We start from the raw sequence: 19,192 nt of genomic DNA, 5'->3' as shown, positions 1-19,192 counted from the left end.
AGGCCAGACTCACCCTTTTCCACAGGTGAGATCTGGCCTTGTTTGCTTGGACTACATTTATACATTTTATTCATTCATGCTTGCTTCTATATCAATGATTAATTTTTCCGATTACGCGACCGGGCTTGTCCGCCCTTGCGCCCTGCTTCTTCACGACTCATTTTGCCATCCTGATCGTCGTTTCCATCACTATTGCCCCGGGCTTGTCCACCCTCACGTCCAATCTCTTGATAGAACTCACGGTCGTGGGATTTTGATGTTGCTTCCCCGCCTTTGCTGCCGATCTCCTGATAGAAATCCTTGTCATGGTTCTTCGAGGTTGCCTCTCCGCCCTTGCTGCCGATCTCTTGATAAAACTCATGATCATGATTCTTGGAGGTTGCTTCTCCACCCTTACGTCCTGCTTCTTCACGGCTCATTTTTCCGTTTTGGTTATTCTGTGCCATTTTGAATTCACTCCTTATCGGGTATTGAGTATAGTGTGCTACGCTTCTTAATTACCCTCCTCTCTGGAAATAAAACAAGTGATTTCTAAATATGTAACTTTTATATAATTTATTTTCGGATGTTCGTCTATGTAAAAAAAGAGCAGAGGATTGCACAGGACCCTCTGCTCTTTTTTCCTATTGGATTTTAAGTTTGCTGTCCTGTACGACAGATAACCATTGACGTGCAATCAGTTCATGACCTGCCGCCGTTGGATGCACACCATCCCACAACCAATAGGATGCCTCTGCCTTTTCAGTTGCTTGATTGAGCACATCCTGCAATGGAACGAACACAGCATCGAACTCATCCGCGAGCTCCCGGACAAGGCGTTGATATTGGCCTATTTTCTCCTGCCATGCATCCCATTTGTCCACCGTAGCGCCGGTTTTCAGAATGAAGGGTTCCATCAACACGAGCCCTGTATTCGGGAGCACTTCCCGCGTTTCTTCAAGCAGATGACGATATGCCCGTCCAAGACGATCCGTCACCCCGCTCCGTTCATTATTCATTATACGCCAGGCGTCATTCACACCGATCAGAATGCTGATCAGATCCGGCTTCAAACTAAAGGTATCTTCATTCCAGCGTGCATACAGATCAGATGCGCGATCCCCACTGACCCCCCTGTTGTAGAAGATGGGCTGCTTCTCTGCCAGCTCCGCACCCAATCTGCTTGAGATCAGATAGGCGTAGCCATGTCCCAAAAAGTGATTCGGATCATCGTTTCGCGATCTTCCTCCGTCTGTAATGGAGTCTCCCTGAAACAATATTACGGATGGACTTGTACTCATGATTTGAACCGTTCCTTCCTCTTATGCAAAATGGAAACCTTGATTCTACAGTCTCCATTTTATCCCTTTCCGGTTCAATAGAAAATAGCGTTTTCAAAAGTTCAACTAAACGCCCTTCTGGTCTTTTGCCACATATCCTCCGCCCTGATACTTCGTCTCATCCTGTTTATCCGGCGCACCTCTGCGCTTCGCTTCTTCCCACAGCTCAGCAGCATCGTCTTCCGGACGGTATCCAATTTTTTCAGCCAAATAACCAATATCATAATAATTGTCGCTATTCGCGGAGGTTCCGTATAGATTAAGATACTTCATCCCGGAATCAGCTTCGATACAGCACACAGCGAGCTGCACCATATCCCTCGGGGATATCCAGATATGAGCAGAGCGCTCGGAATGCGGATAATCATCCCCGGAGAAGTTGCCGATCCGAATATTGAACGAAGACAGGTCATACTTGTCGACATAATAACGGCCAAGCAGTTCAATATAACATTTGCTGAGGCCATAGAAGCTGTCAGGGCGATAGGGGTCGTCGACCTCAATCTCTTCACCTGTACGGTAAAAGCCGGTTGCATGGTTAGAACTTGCAAAAATGACACGCTGAACACCATTCATTCGTGCTGCTTCATATACATGGTAAGCACCCGTTACGTTGATCGGGAGAACTTTGCCCAAGAAGTCCTCTCCATCCTTGGCCCAGGCAATGTGCAGCACGGTATGCACTCCTCGCATCAGCTCTTGCAGCCTTTCCGCATCCGTAACATCCATGGGGACAATACCTGCTCCAGAATCCTCCTGAAGATCAGCCGCAACAATATCATACTTGTCCATTTCCCTCAGACCATCCAGCAGACTGCGACCGATTACGCCAGCAGCACCTGTGATCAGTACCTTTTTCCTCGTATTACCCATTCGCCTTCGCTCCCTTCATTCTTTACGGATACCTCAGTTCTACTATATAGGTCTATAGAACATTATTAACCGTTAGTCTGAAGGAATTACCTGTACCTCTTGCGTCCTCTACCCAAGCACATAACGCAAAATCATCATGGCTACAATGCCCACAAGAACCGTACCGAGAAGGCTTCGCGTCCAGATCGCTACCACAAAGGTAGGCAGGGCGGCCCACAGTGCAGCATTTTGGGTGAGCGGTACCAGCTGGTTGCCAGACATCAACAGTTCCTGGCCAATTAGTGATGCCATCACGGCCACAGGCACATATTCCAGCCAGCGAAGCAGCCATACCGGAATCTGTATTTTGCTAAACAGCATTAGGGGCAGCACCCGGGGAATAAAGGTCAACAAGGCGGACCCGATAATAATCCAAAATACATCCCATCTTACTTCCATCGTTCCATGACAACTCCCATCGTTGCTGCAACAACTGCAGCCACTATAATGCTCATGCTGCCCAAAGAGGCCATACTTGCGAGTACCACACACACCACGGCGATAATGGCTACATTGATGTGCAGCTTTCTGTTTTTCCGATGGATTAACTGAAGCACGATTAGACCGATAAACATGGCCGGCAGGGCAAAATCCAGTCCAAACTGCTCCGGATTCGTAATCCAGCGCCCGAAATAGGCTCCTGCCATGTTGGCTGCGAACCAATTCAGATAAGCTGTAATATTTAATCCATGCATCCACCGTTCACTTAATGTTTTGCGGCCAATTGCGCGAGTCATCGCCACTCCGAACGATTCATCCGTGAGCAGGGAGCCAATCCACATGTTTTTGAGTGGGGTCAGGTGCCTGAAATACGGCGATACGGCTGCACTGAGCAATAGATGTCGCAGATTGACAAAGAAGATCGTGAATATGATTGCTGCTGCCGATCCGTTTGATGCGAGCATGCCTGCGGCAATAAACTGGGCCGAGCCTGCATATAAGATCAGACTCAGCAGGGCGATTTCTGCCATACTGAGTCCTGCTGTCATTTCGATGACGCCTGCTGCAAACCCAATACTCAGATAGCCAAGCAGGGTTGGAATGCAATCCTTTACCCCCTGCATAAACGTGGCATGATCCCGAGTCTCTAAGATGTCTTCCGATTTTGTGACCATGGGCATTGATTTATCCAATTCTGCTGCAACTCCTTCTCATCCCTTCAGAGATGTAAATACGTTTCCTTTATAATAATCTAGAAATATACCACAAGTTGAATTAATGAGGGAGAGACAGATTTCTCCTTTACAGAACAGATGCAATAGATCTCTCATGCAAAAAGCCCATAACCTGTTAAGGTCATGGACTCGGTAAGCCAGAAGTTGAATGTGCTGCGGAATTACTCACTACTACCTTTTTTGTCCCCGTGATATCCTTGTTCGCCGTATGGCTCAAGCTGATCCATCCAACGACTCAAACATTTGGCGAGTGCATCCTTGGTGTCAAAATAGGGGTTATCCTCTTTTTTCAATACTTCCAGCACTTCAATCGTAAACGCATCATCACCGTATTCATTCCATTCCGCCTGCAGCTGCTTGTTCAGATGGCTGCCCATTTGCAGCATGAATTTCTGTCCATTGATCGTCTTCAGATTCAACGTGCTGTCCACAAAAACTTTGCCGTTACGCTCATTGCGGATCTGGTATATGCCCGCCTCCGTCTTGACTTCCTTGGCCTGCTCCTGAAGCTCTTTGCGCCGATTCATCTCTTCATTTTCTCCTTTCACACGTCCCGTTTCGGTTTGCTTCCTATTCTTCTCTTCATGCTCTGCCGGAAGGTTCAGCCAGTACTGACTGCCGTCCTCCTCACGATTCAGGAAACCGTAGTCGATCAGATATCTCCTCAGTTCCACGTAGTCCTCATAGATTTGTTTTAAGACTTCGTTAACCTGTTTCTCGGTATAATGGCGTTTTGGCTCGAACCGTTTGGCAATTTCAGTGAGAACGATATATTTATGCTTCTGCTGCATATGAAAACTCGACAGTGGACCATCTGTTCCTTCTGGAAAATACTTCGTCAGTACTTTTTCGCGGTCCTGTTCCGATATATCAAATTGTTTATAGTTGATCGTATGCACATGTCTTGTGACAGGCAATACGAGCTCGGCAGGAGCATAGTCATCCTTGCTTTTTAGCAGTTCCATCAATGCCAAAAAGATTTTGGCCTGCCGTTCTTTCTCCTTCAGCACAAACCGATGATTCCGAATGGTGGACGCACTACCGATCCCCAGTGCCTTCTGCACTTCGGTATCCTTCTTCCCTTCATAAAACTGGCCAAGTAACCCCCGCTGCACGTCGGACAGGCCTGTTACACTTTTGTCCAGCTCCAGCAAATATTCAAAAACAGATCCATGGGCCTTCTCGATATGAACACGCATATATCTCTCTGCCTCATAGAGAACACCTTCCTCGGGATAGACAATTCCCGCTTCCGTTTTATAGCCACAGCAGATACATGTAAAGGTTGGCCCTTCCGCGAGATATCCCCGCTTGATCTCTTCGAGCGTGGCCGTCTGCAATAATGGTTCCGATGATTTCATTGGACAAACTCCTTTTTATGCTTTTATTTAGATATCCCAATTGACAATCGATATCACTCAATAATTTAATTTAAGTTTGTTTATTTATAGATATAATATAATTTTGTTTGGTCAAAGTCAACAATCATCTCCTTTATGCTTTCTTCTCAATGAGTTAAACCCTCAGGGAAGTTACCAGGGCATACTTTTTCCAATAAAAAAAAGACTACAGGGAATTAACCCTGCAGTCTGGCTATCATCGTCATGCTGACGCTGGCACTCTACGGTTTATCCCCTTTCTAACACAGAGGCACCGCTTTATTCAATTTAATCGGTTATAGCTTGAAACGTTCAATCATGCTCTGCAGATCTTCAGCCATTCGAGACAATGCGGCAGAGGAAGCTGCCACTTCTTCCATCGTGGCAAGCTGCTCCTGCGCTGCAGCAGAGCCATCTTCCGTACCGGATGCGATCTGATCAGACAAGACAATGGTGTCATTAACCGCTTTGGTGACGTGATTCATTCCTCCATCAATCTGACGGGATGCCGCAGATACTTCTCCGGCTTGAGCAGCAACGAGCTGCACCGCATCACGAATGGTACGGAACGCATCGCCCGCTTCGGTAATCAGCTCCGAACCTTTCACCATACCTTCACCTGTACGTGCAAAGGTGGACTGCACCGCGTATGTTTTCTCCTGCATTTCACGCATCAACTCATTAATCCGCTCAGCCGAGCTGCCTGAATTGTGAGCCAGAGCCTTGACCTCATTTGCTACTACAGCAAAGCCGCGTCCTTGCTCTCCAGCTCTGGCAGCCTCAATGCTCGCATTCAACGCGAGAATATTGGTCTGTTTCGCAATGGAGGTAATTTCGGTAACGATCTGAATAATTTCTTCATTTTTCGCCCGGAGATCCTCAATGACTGCCGCCATGGCTTCACTCTCTTCGTTGACCTGCTGAATATGAGCGACTGCCTCTTCTACGGTTACCATTCCGGCTTCGGACTTATTCGAAGCTTCCCCTGCAATGCGGGCTGTCTCTTCAGCGCTGGAAGAGATTTCTTTGACCCCAATGGACATCTCTCCGACAAGCTGACCCGTTGCCGCAAGACTGTCATTCTGTTTGGTCGTTCCTTCTGCTGCATTCTGCATCAGCTCGGCGACCTGTTCTGTGGCTTTGGACGTCTGTTCCGAACTGGCCATCAATTCCTCGGAAGATGCTGCGAGCTGGCTCGACGTATCATGCACCTCTCCAAGAACATTGCGCAGCGATGAAGTCATGGAGTCGAAGCTGTCTCCAAGCTGTCCAAATTCATCCCGCCGCTTCAGTCCAACACGAACCGTAAGATCCCCGGCGCTGACCTTGGATGCGGCCTGAGTGAGCTGCTGCAATGGACGAACAATTCCTCTAATGATGAATATCAGCAGGATCATTCCGATGACGAGTGAGCTTCCCACAAGCGTGTAAGTTCGAATCATAATTGGTCTAACCGCTTCATCGGCTTCAGAAGGCAGCATCTCACCGACAATTTTCCATCCCGTCGCCGGGTTGGTGAAATATACGGCTTCCACTTCTTGCCCTTCATACGTATACTTCACGGTCCCTGTGTCGCTGGTGTACATTTTGTTAATATAGTCTTGGTCTGACTGTACACCCGATTCGATATTGTAATGGAACAGGAATTTCCCACCATTGTCCAGCATGTACAGCTTTCCTTTTTCACCAATATGGATCTGATCCACGTTTTCTTTCAAATGGTTAAGGCTTACATTGGCTCCAAATACACCTTTACCGTCAGCCAGCTTGGCAGAAGCGGTCACAACCCACTCTCCTGTGGTTGCCGACTGGAATGTGTCCGAAATAATAGGTTCATCCGCCGCCATACCCATCGTATACCAGCTTCGTTCCCGCGGATCATAGATTTGTTGTCCAGGATCAGGAGACTTCATCCAGCTTCCATCCTCGGCACCGATCGTCAGAACGCCAAGTTCTTTATGATTTTCAGACATATGGTCCATTTGTTTTTGTAGTGCAGGCGATTTATTAATAACATCCTCGGAAGTAAAACCCGCAGCAAGCTGTGCGGCGTTATCCTTCTCCATGTTGAGCATCTGATCAATCTGTAAACTGAGCATCTCTGTTTTGGCTTGTGCAGAATGCAGGAGTTCCTCCCTGACCCGTTCTGCGGCTTTATCGTAAGATAACCAACCAACGGTGATGCTTGGCACAATCAAAAATAGAAGCAGCGCCGCGACCAGACGTTTTTTTACGGTTGGCGCAAACCATTGTTGAAACCTTTTCTTCATATTAACTATCCCCCATCATCATCTTCACCTTCTTTTTATCGGACGAACATCATGAAAACATTATGTATGAATACTAAATATCATCGAAATTCTATTATTTTTGTTAGGCACTTCTATTCTCTTGTTTTCCATCCATTTTGACCCTCTTCGCGAGATCGTTTACAATATTTTAAGCTGGTTATTCATGAAAAGTCTGGAAGGAGAGGATTCAAATCACACGCAGATCGCCTCACGAGCATCAATCGGTTTCCAAGGCCTATTTATCCCTGTTTCGTATTCTGCTCGCGTTCATTCTGGTTGCAGGGCCGGTGCTGGGACAATTCAGCACTTCCATATCGGCTGCACAGAACACGCAAGCAGTTCTTATTGAAGTGAATGGCGAACCACAATCCTGGAAGAATACACCTCAGATCTATAACGGATCAACGTACGTACCCCTTAGGGATGTCGTCCAGTCGGCGAAGGGTTCCTTGAAATGGGATAACCGTACCAAAACGGCTACCATAACCGTCGGAAGAGATACTTTGGTTTACCAGGCCGGCAGCGACTCGATCAAGGTCAACCATGTTCGCCTCGATGCAGGCGTGAAATCCCGTACAGTTAACGGAACGCTTATGGTACCTGTCCGTCCTATGGCGAATGCCCTGAAAGCCGATATTAAAGTCGGCCGCACCTCATCGGGTCAGATGAGCGTGAACATCCAAACGGACAACGTCAGTTTGCTGGACAAGGAAGTGACCAGCGTGGATGCTTATTTACGTGAAGTCCAATTCCCTGGCACGGCCCTAATAGCCCGCAATGGTGAAGTATTGCTTCGCCAAGGATATGGACTGGCCGATGAAAAAACGCTGAACCGCCCGGACCAGAAGACAAGAATTGCTTCACTGAGCAAATCCTTCACGGCAGCTTCCATTCTCAGCCTCGCGGAAGATGGCAAGCTGAGTGTAGAAGATCCCATCTCCAAATACATCTCTGGTATTCCGAAGGGTGATGAGATAACTCTGCATATGCTGTTATCTCAAACTTCCGGGCTTCCGTCTGCATTTGGCCGGGGTGAGGGAACCTCACTGGAAGAAACGGTAGAGGAGATCAGGCACAAAACGCTGAAGTTCGAACCGGGCACTGCCTATCTCTACAGCAATAGCGGCTATGTGCTGCTAGCCTATGTGATAGAAAAGGTATCCGGCATGAGTTATGCCGACTATGTTCAACAAACGATTCTGAAGCCGCTCGGCATGAAAAACTCGGGTGAGGCATCACGCAAGGTCAAAACCAATAGTGGTTTCGTCGCAGAAAATAACAAGTGGGTGCCTGCTCCTTATTACGTGTCACAATCGGGATCAGGGACGATCTATTCGACGGTTGACGATATGCTCAAATGGGACCGTGCACTGTACACCGATCAGATCCTGAGTCAGGAGACAATTGAACAGATGTACAAGCCCTATTCGGACAAAAATTACGGCTACGCCTGGATTCTCAAGGAGAACAGCGATAATCGTACCGTCTTCCACAATGGCAGCGGAGGCGGTTTTGCCACAGCCTTCTCTCGTAATCTATCAGACGACGTAACGATTATTCTGCTTGGTAATCATGCGGGTATGGATATGACCTCTTTGATGGATGAAGTAGAAGTGCGCACAGCCAAAGCATTGAAATTGCAATAATTGGTTTATACGCATTAAAAGAGACGGCCCCTTAGGGTCGTCTCTTTCGTTTAGGTAATGCCATGTTACCGTTGGGAGATTAACTCCTCTACTGTATGAAGTGCATTTGATGAACAACTGATTAGATGTTATATCAGATTTACGGGAAGCTTTCCGGTAAAAGGGATATGCCCCATCATTGCTCTGGCGGCACTATTCATGGCAAGCGGACGGCTTTCGTAAGCCGCTACATAGACTTTCACGTCCGGAAGAGCCTGCAGATCATAGGGGCTCCGCAGCGCTACAACAGCCAGCGGTTTACCCAACTGCTGAAGCCAGCCGATTAGCCGGCATTGCGGGTCACCTGAAGGACTGCTCGCATTATAGGTACCCACCACGATCTGCCTGATGCTCTCCTCTTCCGCAGCCTGAAGCAGGCGGGCAGATGAAAGCGCAACGTCCTCCGGGGTTACGGTTAAGTCGATAACATCAAGTCCATGTCTCGCCAAAGCAGAACCAAGCGTATCAGCTTGGCTAAGCTGCTCGTCGGCGATGGATGTCACCGATGCAGCAATAGTAATCACCAGTGTTCGTTCCGGCTTCAGCGGAAGCATATCCAGCTGGTCTCGCACCAGCGTGATGCTCCTCTCACTAATGTGCCTCGCAACCTCTTGATGCTGCAGACTGTTGCGCTCCAGCTGCTCATTTGATGATGTCTGATCATTCCCTACCTTGGATAATGAACGTTCAGACCCGCCACTAGCCACTTCATCATCTGAGTGCATTTTTATCTCCAACAGTCCATGCTTCTCCTTGTACATCAGCAGGCGGGCAACCGATTCATCAATGCGTTTTTCGCTGATCCGTCCATTCTTCACTCCTGCTTCCAATGCTTCGAAGGCTTCCGCCTGAAGCTTAGCTGTGTGGCTGATAAGTACAAGATCGGCTCCTGCTTCAACAGCCATCACCGCAGCTTCAACCGTACCATAATGAACAGCGATGGCATTCATCTCCATGCAATCTGTTACAATGATCCCCTCATATCCAAGCTCCTGCCGCAGCAGCCCGCTCAGTACGGTATGCGACAGCGTCACCGGAAGCCTCTCTGGTTCCAGGGCCGGAAAATAAATATGGGCGGACATTATGGCATCCACTCCTTCTGCTATCGCAGCCTGGAAGGGAACGAGCTCCACCCGTTCCACCCGCTCTCTGTCGTGCATGATTACGGGAAGATCCAGATGAGAGTCCGTATCTGTATCTCCATGACCGGGGAAATGTTTGGCCGTCGCGGCAATACCTGCCCCCTGAAGCCCCGCGATGGTCTTCACGCCGTAGTCTGCCACGGATTGAGGTGATTCACCAAACGATCGGACTCCTATAACCGGATTTGCCGCATTATTGTTGATATCGAGGACCGGAGCAAAATTCATGTTGATCCCCATCGATTTCAACTCCAGCCCGCTAATATATGCTGCCTCATACGCCTTTTCGTCGGAACCCGCGGCGGCAATGGCCATCTGTCCCGGCATCAGAGTAATCCCGTTCGTGATCCGCGCTACCATGCCCCCCTCTTGATCGATGGATATCCAGAGTGGGAGTTGACCGCTTTTAGCTGCAATCCCCTGTAACCCGGCAGATAACCGCTCTACCTGCTCTGGCGACTCGATGTTACGCGCAAAATAAATTACGCCTCCAATCGGATACGTACGAAGCAGGCATTCTACATCTCCAGCTGCTTCGGTACCATGAAAACCGCACAGCAGCATCTGTCCAATTTTTTCACGCAAAGTCATTCTTGCCAGCTTATGTTGGTACTGCTCCAGTAGCCCCGTCATTCTGCGCCTCCTCACGACGAATATCACCCCTCATTAGGCATCGCATCAATGCACCTCTCATGGATACAACAAAAATGGCTTGCGCCGCTCTCCCCATTCCTTCGCCTGCGCATTCCATGTTTCAACCAAATCGAATAATTTCTCTTGGATATGTATCCCTTCCCTAACTTCCTTGCCTCCTGTCAACAAATCAATAAAATACCTCGAACCAGGCCGCGGTGGCTCCAACCAGCGGAATTCCTCGGAATAGAGCGAAGCAAGCTCATGCAGTAGAACGAGTCCTGTTTCTACAGCCCGGAATTCGCTGCTATCCGTAATAAAAAGTCGAATGCCGCCGCATAACTCACCTGCATGCTTGGAGAACGTCGGAGACATGTACACAGGATGCACATGCACACCCTTCAACCCATAACTCCGAAATCGCGCAGCCAGCTGATGCCCATCGATCCACGGTGCTCCAATCCACTCGAACGGGATTGTCGTTCCCCTCCCCTCCGACACATTGGTACCTTCAAACAGGCAAGTACCCGGATACACCTGTACCGTATGCAAGGTAGGTACATTTGGCGATGGGAGCATCCAGGACAGTCCCGTATCCGTAAAGAGAAATTCTCTCTTCCACCCGTCCATCGTGATGACGTCAAGTTCACATGGAACATCGGCCTGGCTGTTCACCATTAGGGCCAGCTCACCAACTGTTAATCCAGTGCGGATCGGAATACGCCAGGCACCGACAAGTGATTCGTATCCCGCACTCAGCACCCCGCCTTCCACTGCCTCCCCGCCAAGCGGATTGGGACGATCCAGCACCAACATGCGTTTGCCTGCTTCAGCACAGGCTTCCATCATTTGAAATAAGGTTGAGGCATATGTGTAGTAGCGAACGCCTATATCCTGAATGTCGAACAGCACGGTATCCACTCCGGCGAGCATGGATGGGGTCACTTTCTTGTGTTCTCCATAGAGACTGAACACAGGGATCCCCAGACGCGGATGCACCGTATCCCCGAATCGGACTCCTGCCTGAAGCTCACCGTCCAATCCATGTTCACAGGCATACAATGCCGTCAGCTCCGCATCTGACAATCCGGCACACACCTCCACTGAAGAGACAAAATCAGACGTAATGCCGGTTGGATTCGTTATCAGACCAATGCGGGAACCCCCCAGCAACCACGGGTGAGACTCCCCCTCGAACAATCGGTCAAGTCCTGTTCTTACAATAGCCCCTCTGCTCATCCCGCATTCTCCTGACTCATCCACCCCGCATGTTGATGATCATTGCCAGCAGACATGTTGGGTTCCTCTTGAGGCTCAAGTACATTTTGCGCAACCTTATGCTGATAGATGGCAAACATGCCTGCGAATAACGCTCCGAAACCAACCACAGTTAGACCGAGTAATGCTGTCAGACATATAGCTTGAAAACAAGCTCCCATCGTATACCCTGGATGGCGAAAGAACAGCTTCACGCTTTCCCCCATTGCCTGGATGATACCCATGTCCTTTTGCAGTACAAGCTGCCAGGTATAGAACTGTGACATCAGGGCCATGAGTACGAAGAACGTTTGGAATACACTCACAGCCGTCCCCAGCATGCCGCCCTGTTCGCCGTAATACCACCAGGTTGACCACAGGATGAAGCCCAGCACAGCAATGAGGATACCTACTGCACCACCAGGTACAATCCCCTTCAAGGTGCCTGCCCACAAATCCCGAGGTGCATTACGGCGTTCCTTCCGTTCCAGCCTGTGATGTACGGTGTAACAAACACCGAACACAATGGGCATATAGATTACAGCGAGCAGCATGATCGCGATCGGCAGCGGAGCAAGCATCAAAATGGGAACCAGAACCAACGAGCTGGCTACACTGAACAAGGCCACAGGAATAATGTCGCGGTAGATCTCCACCCCGGATCTGACCAGCACCTCACTTAATTTGCGCATCCCGCATCTCCCCTTTCTTACCGTTCCTTCGAATCGTTCTTACTTGGCTACTCCCGGCCGATGGCCAGCTCTGTCTCCGGATCGAAAAAATGCGCTTTTCGCAAGTCCAGCACGAAGTTTTTATCCATGCCGACGTACGCATGCGTCTCTGGATGTACTTTGGCCGTTACGGTACGAGCACCAAGGTGAAAGTACACCAGATTTTCCGAGCCCAGATGCTCCACAACCTGAACACGAGCCTGCAGCATATGGTCTGTTGGAATATTAGGTGCGACATCATCTCCAAAGATATGCTCTGGGCGCAGACCAAGAATCACTCGTCTACCCTGATGGCTTTGCAGTCGGACAAGCATATCCTCCGGTAAGGTGAAGGATGCTCCGTCCACCACAACCTGCGTTCCCTCAATTTGAGCATCAATGAAGTTCATGGCAGGAGAACCAATGAATCCGGCAACAAACATGTTGCGAGGACTCGCATACAGCTCTTTCGGCGAGGCTACCTGCTGAATGTCTCCATGATTCATGACCACGATTCGTTCTCCGAGTGTCATGGCTTCCACCTGATCATGCGTGACATACACAATGGTAGCACCAAGCCGCTTGTGAAGCTCACCCAGTTCTACACGCATTTGCACACGCAGCTTCGCATCCAGATTGGACAGAGGTTCATCGAACAAGAATACCTGCGGATCACGGACAATCGCCCGTCCCACCGCTACCCGCTGGCGTTGACCACCAGACAATTCACGCGGCTTGCGCTCCAGCATCGCCTCAAGCCCAAGAATGGAGGCAGCATTCTGCACCTGCTCATCAATATAGGATTTTGGCTTTTTGAGATTTTTCAGGCCAAAGGACAGATTTTCCCGAATGGTCATGTGCGGGTAGAGTGCATAATCCTGAAATACCATTGCAATATCCCGGTCCTTCGGATGCAGGTCGTTGACGACCCGATCGCCAATTACAATATCCCCGCTCGTTTGCTTCTCCAGACCGGCGATCATTCGCAGTGATGTTGTTTTTCCACAGCCAGAAGGACCAACAAACACGACGAATTCCTTATCTTCTATAACAAAGTCCGAGCCGGCCACAGCCGTGAACGTTCCTTTATGATCGTCTTTGAATTCTTTGCGCACTTGGCGAAACTCCACGCGTGCCATAGGTAGATCCCCCTTTACGTTGTCGCTTGTCCTCAACATGCGAGTTAACCTTAGCCTTTAACCGCACCGATCGTAATCCCCTGCAGGAAGTAACGCTGCAATGAGAAGAACAGAATAATCATGGGCAGAGCTCCAATCGTCGCCCCCGCCATCATGGCACCAAAATCGGTCGATTCGGCAAATACAAACGAAGCCAGCCCCACCTGAATGGTTCTCATTTCATTGGAATTGGTAATCAGGAACGGCCAAAAAAATTCATTCCATGAAGCCACAAAGGTGAAAATGGCAAGCACGGCAATCCCCGGCTTCGCCATGGGCAGAATTACCTTCCAGAAGATGCCGAACTCGCTGCATGCGTCAATGCGAGCTGCATGAATCAGCGATGTCGGCAGTGTCGACATGAACTGTTTCATTAAGAAGATGTTGCCCACGCTAACAGCAGCAGGCAGAATGATTGCCGTATACGTATCCCCCAGGTCAAAAACGTTGACCATCAGGATGTACAGAGGAATCAGCGTCACCTGAGCCGGAATCATCATCGTGCCAAGCAACACCCAGAATACGGCCTGACTTCCCGGAAATTTCAGTTTGGCAAACGCGTATCCCGCGAGGGAGGCAAAAAACACATTTGTCACGGTCAGAATGACCGAGATCAGCAGCGAGTTGTACAGCCAGCGCCACGCATCGGTTTTTGCAAAAAAACGTTCATATGGTGACAGCGACAGCTGCTCTGGAATCATCTGCGGTTTGAAAGAGGCAGACATCGTGGTGTCCTGCACCGAACCGACGAGCATCCAGTACATCGGAATAATGGTCACCAGTGCCCAACCGACCAACAGAATGGAGGCTACGACAAGCAGCGTCCTTTTCTGAGTTGATTTCATAGATTTGTTCACCCCCGGATGCTAGATCCAAAATATCAAAATCCCTAATATTCAATATCACTTGAAAAATACTTGAACTGGATAACGGAGATGACAATAATAATAATCGCTAGTACGAAGGACTGCGCCGATGCCAATCCGAACTCATAGAACTTAAACGCCGTTTCGTAGATCAGATAGGCAATTGTTGTTGTCGCGAAGTTGGGTCCGCCCTGTGTCATCAAGTATACGGAGATAAATACCTGAAACGATGTAATCACACCCGTAACCAGCAGATACAACGTGGTTGGCTTAAGGAGCGGCCAGGTTATTTTGCTAAACTGGGTCCATCCGCTGGCATGATCGATGTCCGCTGCTTCATACAGCGATTTCGGAATGCCTCCCATGGCTGCGAGATACAGAATAATGCCTGCACCATGCGATCCGAGCCAGTTCATCAGGATGAGCGAAAACAGTGCCGTTCCCGACTGGCCCAGCCAGATCACCGGATCAAGTCCGAACAGGCCAAGGAAGCGATTCAAGAGCCCCGAGTCGGTCGGATCAAAGATCGCCAGCCACACGATGGAGATGGTTACTCCGGATGCCACCGCAGGCAGATACAAGGTAGCTTTGAAAAAGGTCTGCCATTTGCTTTTCATCTGGAAGATGAAATAGGACAGCACAAAGGTAATAAGAATATTGACGGGTACCGTACCCACGGTGAAGATGATTGTATTTTTAATCGACTTCCAGAATGTCTCATCCTTCACCAGACGCTCGTAATTATCCAATCCAACCCAGGTTGAATTCATAATGTTATATTTCTGGAAGCTCATCACAAGAGCGGTCAGAACCGGATAGAGGGTGAAGATGAGAAACAGCAGGACAGGCGCCAGGATAAATAAATACGCCCACCCATAGTCTCGCCAAAGCCGGGCAATCCGGGAAGTCCGGGGTGCGGACGACTTTGGCGCAAGGGCGGTCTGCATGGCAAATCCTCCTCTCCTAATCATTGTGGTCTTACATGTGCGCTATGTTTTTCTTTTTATTGTCCAAACATCTGCTGGCCTTTGCTCTTGAAGTCTTCTGCAATCTGCTCTGGCGTTTTCTCTCCCGAGAACAGGGCCTGAATATTCGGTTTTACAACCTGCTCCTTGAATTGCTTTTGCTGTGAAGCCTTATCAATGTCCAGCTCCAGCACAACAGGCATTGCAATGTTCTCAGCCATCACTTTGGCAGCCTCCAGATTATCCGGCTCCCCCAATTCTTTCCCTGCAAACAGATCAACTTGAGATTGTCTCACAAAAGGAAGTGCAAGTTCGTTGGCAGAATTCCCGGCTTTTGCACCGCTTAGCGCCTCCATAACCAGGAACGTATTCTTGGCATGCTGTTCACCTTTGTCCTTCTTCTGCTTGAAGGCTACGTATCCTTCACCGCCCATCGTGGTTGCCGCTTGCTGATTGTCATTATGCGGAACAGGCAGCAGGACAAAGTCGATTTTCTCTCCCTGCACTTTTCCATCATCAATGTCCTTGTTGCGGTTCTGGATCATCACATCGTAATAAGGAATGGCCTTGGAGATCATGGCCGTCTCTCCTGCATAGAACATATCCGTCCGTTTCGCCGGGGCAATTGCTGCTGTCTCCTTCGGCATGTAACCTTGGTCCATCAGATTTTGGATGAAAGAGAGTGTATCCAGAATCCGCCCATCATTCCATTGGAACGCACCCTCTTGGTCCAGAACGTCGATCATGCCGTTATTCCGGGAGAGCATTTCAATGAAATCAAGGGAAGTACCGTCGGTAACGAGCGCATACTGCTTAGCTCCGCTATCCAGCGTTTTGGTGAGCTTGGAGGCTGCTTCATTGAACTCCGACCAGGTCCAGCCATTTTGCTGAATGGACTTCCAGTCGATGCCGGCCTCCTCCAGAATACGTTTGTTGCCGCCCCAAGCCCACTGGAATTGATATAGTGGCAGGCCGTACTGTTTACCTTGAATTTGCCCTAACTCCAGCGTACCTGGCAGATAGTCGTCCTTGATCTCGGGAGTCAGATAGCTATCCAGTTCAAGCGCAAGTCCCGTATTTACATACGTTCCATCCACACTGTGGAAGTACAGATCCGGCGGATTTCCCGCATTTAGCGCCACATCGAACTTTTTGGGTCCTTCCGCCCAGGAGAGCATCTCCGTCTTCACGGTAATGTTCGGGTGTTCTTTATTGAAGTCGGCAATCAGTTCTTTCAGTTCGTCTTCATAAGTTCCATGCACCGGATAGGTCCATACGGTCACTGTATCGTCTGCATTAGGGTCTTCCGAAGCAGCCCCACCGCTATTTCCGCAGGCTGTAATCCAGACCATCATTAGTACCATTGCCAAAACCAGACCCTTTTTCTTCATCCCTTCATCTCCTTCGCGAGTCGTTTCCCAATCATTCCTTTGTCAAACTCGATGCCCCTTTGAAATCTTTGAACATAAAAATGATGAACCACCCCGTAAGTGTGGCAGTAAGGAACAGCACCTCCCCGTCCATTGACCTGCTAGTATGCAGAGTTCAACTAAATGCAATATTAACGTCAACTTACATGACATTAACAGTATTAATTCCTTCCAAAATTGTAGATTGAGTTCATTATATGAGCTATGAAATAAAAATTCAATATTATTTTTAAACATAAAATTTAATTTTACTTTTTCGTTTTATGCTCTTATACTATGTAAAAAGAAAACCTATGCAAGCGAGGTGAGCCATGTTGCGAGTATATGCAGGCATTGATGGAGGCGGTACCAATACTGATGCAGCAATCATTTCTGAATCTGGTGAACTTCTTGCCCGGTTCAGCGGCGGACCTACCAATCCTCACAGCGTACCGCCCGATCAGGCCATTTCAGAACTGCGGCGGGTACTGGATGGGCTGTTTAATCTAAGAACTGATTTGTCGACAAATTGTGAAGGTATATGTCTTGGAATGTCAGGTGTAGACAGCATACAGGAGAGACAGATGATTGCTGAAGCCGTAACAGACTATACCAAGAACAGTCTTCATCAGCGTGTGAAGGCTTGTCCCGTTTGGATTGTATCTGAGGGGGAGATCGCCCTTATGGCCGTACTTGGGCATACTCAGGGAGTCTTATGCATATCAGGTACAGGATCTATTGTTTACGGATTTACACCGGAAGGTGCACGATACCGTGCTGGGGGTTGGGGCCACCTGCTTGGGGATGAAGGCAGCGGCTATCGCATCGGGCAACGGGCGCTTCAGGCTGTTATGCAGAGCCATGATGGCATTCTCCCCCCAACCAAACTAACCCCACTCATTTTACAAGAGCTGGGCCTGCATTCTCCCATTGAACTGAAGATGAAGGTATATCAATCCGATTGGGGTAAGTCCGATACAGCATCTCTAGCCCGTCTTGCCGTTGATGCTGGGGAACATGGCGATGACGTTGCCAGGGCATTCATTACTGAAGAAGCAGGGCAGCTGGCGAATACAGCCAAGGCTCTGATTGCCCGTCATATCACATTTAAATCTGCTCAGGTCGTCCTGTCAGGGTCTCTGTTCCGTCACTCTGCCTTATTCCGAAGCGAATTTATACACAAACTATCGGCAACCTACGGTGAGCTCGGCTTTGTCCAGCAGGATAATGCCCCGCCTCCGGCGGTTGGTGCGGCACAGCTGGCCAAAATGCGATGTTCCCTTCATGGATCACTATGAAAGAGATAAGGAGGCCATACTGATGAACCATATGCTTAACTCATTGCTAACGGAACAGCCTAATCCGCAGACGGATCATATAGATGAGCTGCCCTCGGCAGAGATTATGGAATTGATTAATAGGGAAGATCAGCGCATTGCCGAATTGATCCAACCGCTCATCCCTGTGATTGCACGGGCGGCAGATCGAATTGTGGAAGCCTTTCAGTCGGGAGGAAGACTGTTCTATGTCGGTGCAGGAACCAGTGGCAGATTGGGGATACTTGATGCTTCGGAATGTCCACCGACTTACGGAACACCACCTTCCATGGTACAGGGCATTATTGCTGGGGGCTTTCGGGCCGTGAAGGATCCTGTGGAAGGAGCTGAGGATAGTGAATCCCAAGGCGCCTCTGATCTGAGCGAGCACGGTCTGAATAAGAATGATGTTGTGGTAGGCATTGCTGCCAGCGGGCGAACTCCCTATGTCATCGGAGCAATGAGGTATGCGAGGGAAAAAGGAGCTGGTGTCATCAGCCTGAGCAATAATGCCGGTACACCAATGGCCCTCCTGGCTGATGTGAGTATTGAAGCGGTCATGGGCCCCGAGGTTGTGATGGGGTCGACTCGGATGAAGGCAGGCAGTGCACAGAAAATGATCCTGAATATGCTGACGACTACAGCAATGATCAGACTGGGCAAAGTTTACCGGAACTTCATGGTCGATTTGAACCCCTCCAACGAGAAGCTTGTCCATCGGGCCAAGCGAATGATACAGCTTGCCACCGGTGCGAGTGAATCCGATATTGAACAGACCTTCACTGCCGCAGGCGGACATGTTAAAACAGCAATCGTCATGCTGATGGCAGACGTGAATGTGCTCGAAGCAAGGCGCAGACTGGATCAGGCTGACGGCTTCGTTCGCACTGCTATTGCAGGGCCGTCCTGATCGAATGCAAAGAGTATGCGTTAGCTCATATTTTTTTACAGGAGC

17 protein-coding genes are annotated in these 19,192 nt (G+C 49.2%); 3 read left to right on the top strand and 14 right to left on the bottom strand.

Annotation, left to right across the window (positions count from 1 at the left end):
• Positions 1–98 precede the first annotated feature (98 nt).
• The 7 genes from AC3WQ3_RS10750 to AC3WQ3_RS10720 all read right to left on the bottom strand — a co-directional run bounded on the left by AC3WQ3_RS10750 (position 99) and on the right by AC3WQ3_RS10720 (position 7,055).
• The gene (locus tag AC3WQ3_RS10750) at positions 99–446 is read right to left on the bottom strand and encodes a KGG domain-containing protein (RefSeq protein WP_154896483.1); all 348 of its coding nucleotides are present in this window, start codon (positions 444–446) and stop codon (positions 99–101) included.
• A gap of 177 nt (positions 447–623) precedes the next feature.
• Positions 624–1,280, bottom strand: coding sequence for an SGNH/GDSL hydrolase family protein (locus AC3WQ3_RS10745; RefSeq protein WP_336783858.1), 657 nt, complete (start codon positions 1,278–1,280; stop codon positions 624–626).
• 105 nt (positions 1,281–1,385) lie between these two features.
• Positions 1,386–2,192: an NAD-dependent epimerase/dehydratase family protein gene (locus tag AC3WQ3_RS10740; protein ID WP_336783859.1), complete on the bottom strand. Its 807-nt coding sequence runs from the start codon at positions 2,190–2,192 to the stop codon at positions 1,386–1,388.
• Between the two features lie 108 nt (positions 2,193–2,300).
• The gene (locus tag AC3WQ3_RS10735; protein ID WP_154896480.1) at positions 2,301–2,630 is read right to left on the bottom strand and encodes an AzlD domain-containing protein; all 330 of its coding nucleotides are present in this window, start codon (positions 2,628–2,630) and stop codon (positions 2,301–2,303) included.
• Positions 2,621–3,346, bottom strand: a complete 726-nt coding sequence (locus tag AC3WQ3_RS10730) for an AzlC family ABC transporter permease (protein ID WP_246058504.1) — start codon at positions 3,344–3,346, stop codon at positions 2,621–2,623. Before AC3WQ3_RS10730 ends, AC3WQ3_RS10735 begins: the two co-directional genes overlap by 10 nt.
• Before the next feature lie 221 nt (positions 3,347–3,567).
• A complete protein-coding gene (locus AC3WQ3_RS10725) occupies positions 3,568–4,767 on the bottom strand; it encodes a DUF2087 domain-containing protein (protein ID WP_492472254.1) in 1,200 nt (399 codons plus the stop codon).
• Positions 4,768–5,081: 314 nt separating this feature from the next.
• Positions 5,082–7,055, bottom strand: a complete 1,974-nt coding sequence (locus tag AC3WQ3_RS10720; protein ID WP_492472253.1) for a methyl-accepting chemotaxis protein — start codon at positions 7,053–7,055, stop codon at positions 5,082–5,084.
• Positions 7,056–7,363: 308 nt separating this feature from the next.
• Here AC3WQ3_RS10720 and AC3WQ3_RS10715 point away from each other — a divergent pair, with 308 nt between their 5' ends.
• Positions 7,364–8,722 carry a serine hydrolase domain-containing protein gene (locus AC3WQ3_RS10715; protein ID WP_492472252.1) on the top strand — a complete coding sequence of 453 codons (1,359 nt, stop codon included), beginning with the start codon at positions 7,364–7,366 and terminating at the stop codon, positions 8,720–8,722.
• A gap of 128 nt (positions 8,723–8,850) precedes the next feature.
• On the opposite strand, the gene nagZ is transcribed toward AC3WQ3_RS10715, so the two are convergent.
• The 7 genes from nagZ to AC3WQ3_RS10680 are packed head-to-tail and all read right to left on the bottom strand — an operon-like array spanning position 8,851 to position 16,903.
• Positions 8,851–10,536 (bottom strand): beta-N-acetylhexosaminidase, encoded by a 1,686-nt coding sequence (gene nagZ / locus AC3WQ3_RS10710; RefSeq protein WP_492472251.1) that lies wholly within the window; start codon positions 10,534–10,536, stop codon positions 8,851–8,853.
• A 57-nt stretch (positions 10,537–10,593) separates the two neighbouring features.
• Entirely contained in the window at positions 10,594–11,775 is a 1,182-nt protein-coding gene (locus AC3WQ3_RS10705) for a DUF1343 domain-containing protein (RefSeq protein ID WP_154896475.1), read from the bottom strand.
• A complete protein-coding gene (locus AC3WQ3_RS10700) occupies positions 11,772–12,485 on the bottom strand; it encodes a cation-translocating P-type ATPase (RefSeq protein ID WP_154896474.1) in 714 nt (237 codons plus the stop codon). Before AC3WQ3_RS10700 ends, AC3WQ3_RS10705 begins: the two co-directional genes overlap by 4 nt.
• A gap of 47 nt (positions 12,486–12,532) precedes the next feature.
• On the bottom strand, positions 12,533–13,642 hold the full coding sequence (locus AC3WQ3_RS10695; RefSeq protein ID WP_127539072.1) for an ABC transporter ATP-binding protein: 1,110 nt from the start codon (positions 13,640–13,642) through the stop codon (positions 12,533–12,535).
• A 50-nt stretch (positions 13,643–13,692) separates the two neighbouring features.
• Positions 13,693–14,526, bottom strand: coding sequence for a carbohydrate ABC transporter permease (locus tag AC3WQ3_RS10690; protein ID WP_127539071.1), 834 nt, complete (start codon positions 14,524–14,526; stop codon positions 13,693–13,695).
• A 44-nt stretch (positions 14,527–14,570) separates the two neighbouring features.
• Positions 14,571–15,494 (bottom strand): carbohydrate ABC transporter permease, encoded by a 924-nt coding sequence (locus tag AC3WQ3_RS10685; protein WP_154896472.1) that lies wholly within the window; start codon positions 15,492–15,494, stop codon positions 14,571–14,573.
• Between the two features lie 56 nt (positions 15,495–15,550).
• Complete coding sequence (locus AC3WQ3_RS10680; protein WP_127539069.1) at positions 15,551–16,903, bottom strand: ABC transporter substrate-binding protein; 1,353 nt, start codon at positions 16,901–16,903, stop codon at positions 15,551–15,553.
• Between the two features lie 350 nt (positions 16,904–17,253).
• Between AC3WQ3_RS10680 and AC3WQ3_RS10675 the strand changes: the two genes are divergently transcribed.
• Both AC3WQ3_RS10675 and murQ read left to right on the top strand, forming a co-directional pair.
• Positions 17,254–18,219: an N-acetylglucosamine kinase gene (locus AC3WQ3_RS10675; RefSeq protein ID WP_492472250.1), complete on the top strand. Its 966-nt coding sequence runs from the start codon at positions 17,254–17,256 to the stop codon at positions 18,217–18,219.
• A gap of 22 nt (positions 18,220–18,241) precedes the next feature.
• On the top strand, positions 18,242–19,147 hold the full coding sequence (gene murQ / locus AC3WQ3_RS10670; RefSeq protein ID WP_492472249.1) for an N-acetylmuramic acid 6-phosphate etherase: 906 nt from the start codon (positions 18,242–18,244) through the stop codon (positions 19,145–19,147).
• Positions 19,148–19,192 lie beyond the last annotated feature (45 nt).

The organism is Paenibacillus sp. FW104-T2, assembly GCF_058789975.1.
Note: the sequence above shows the minus strand (reverse complement) of the source record. Positions and strands in the feature narration are given on the sequence as shown.

Bases quoted from the DNA above. Each gene is read 5' to 3' on its own strand.
- AC3WQ3_RS10700 (WP_154896474.1), bottom strand. From the start codon at position 12,485: ATGCGCAAATTAAGTGAGGTGCTGGTCAGATCCGGGGTGGAGATCTAC.
- AC3WQ3_RS10730 (WP_246058504.1), bottom strand. From the start codon at position 3,346: ATGGTCACAAAATCGGAAGACATCTTAGAGACTCGGGATCATGCCACG.
- AC3WQ3_RS10720 (WP_492472253.1), bottom strand. From the start codon at position 7,055: ATGAAGAAAAGGTTTCAACAATGGTTTGCGCCAACCGTAAAAAAACGT.
- nagZ (WP_492472251.1), bottom strand. From the start codon at position 10,536: ATGACGGGGCTACTGGAGCAGTACCAACATAAGCTGGCAAGAATGACT.
- AC3WQ3_RS10690 (WP_127539071.1), bottom strand. From the start codon at position 14,526: ATGAAATCAACTCAGAAAAGGACGCTGCTTGTCGTAGCCTCCATTCTG.
- AC3WQ3_RS10750 (WP_154896483.1), bottom strand. From the start codon at position 446: ATGGCACAGAATAACCAAAACGGAAAAATGAGCCGTGAAGAAGCAGGA.
- AC3WQ3_RS10675 (WP_492472250.1), top strand. From the start codon at position 17,254: ATGTTGCGAGTATATGCAGGCATTGATGGAGGCGGTACCAATACTGAT.
- AC3WQ3_RS10695 (WP_127539072.1), bottom strand. From the start codon at position 13,642: ATGGCACGCGTGGAGTTTCGCCAAGTGCGCAAAGAATTCAAAGACGAT.
- AC3WQ3_RS10745 (WP_336783858.1), bottom strand. From the start codon at position 1,280: ATGAGTACAAGTCCATCCGTAATATTGTTTCAGGGAGACTCCATTACA.
- AC3WQ3_RS10685 (WP_154896472.1), bottom strand. From the start codon at position 15,494: ATGCAGACCGCCCTTGCGCCAAAGTCGTCCGCACCCCGGACTTCCCGG.
- AC3WQ3_RS10735 (WP_154896480.1), bottom strand. From the start codon at position 2,630: ATGGAAGTAAGATGGGATGTATTTTGGATTATTATCGGGTCCGCCTTG.
- AC3WQ3_RS10740 (WP_336783859.1), bottom strand. From the start codon at position 2,192: ATGGGTAATACGAGGAAAAAGGTACTGATCACAGGTGCTGCTGGCGTA.
- AC3WQ3_RS10725 (WP_492472254.1), bottom strand. From the start codon at position 4,767: ATGAAATCATCGGAACCATTATTGCAGACGGCCACGCTCGAAGAGATC.
- AC3WQ3_RS10680 (WP_127539069.1), bottom strand. From the start codon at position 16,903: ATGAAGAAAAAGGGTCTGGTTTTGGCAATGGTACTAATGATGGTCTGG.
- AC3WQ3_RS10705 (WP_154896475.1), bottom strand. From the start codon at position 11,775: ATGAGCAGAGGGGCTATTGTAAGAACAGGACTTGACCGATTGTTCGAG.
- murQ (WP_492472249.1), top strand. From the start codon at position 18,242: ATGAACCATATGCTTAACTCATTGCTAACGGAACAGCCTAATCCGCAG.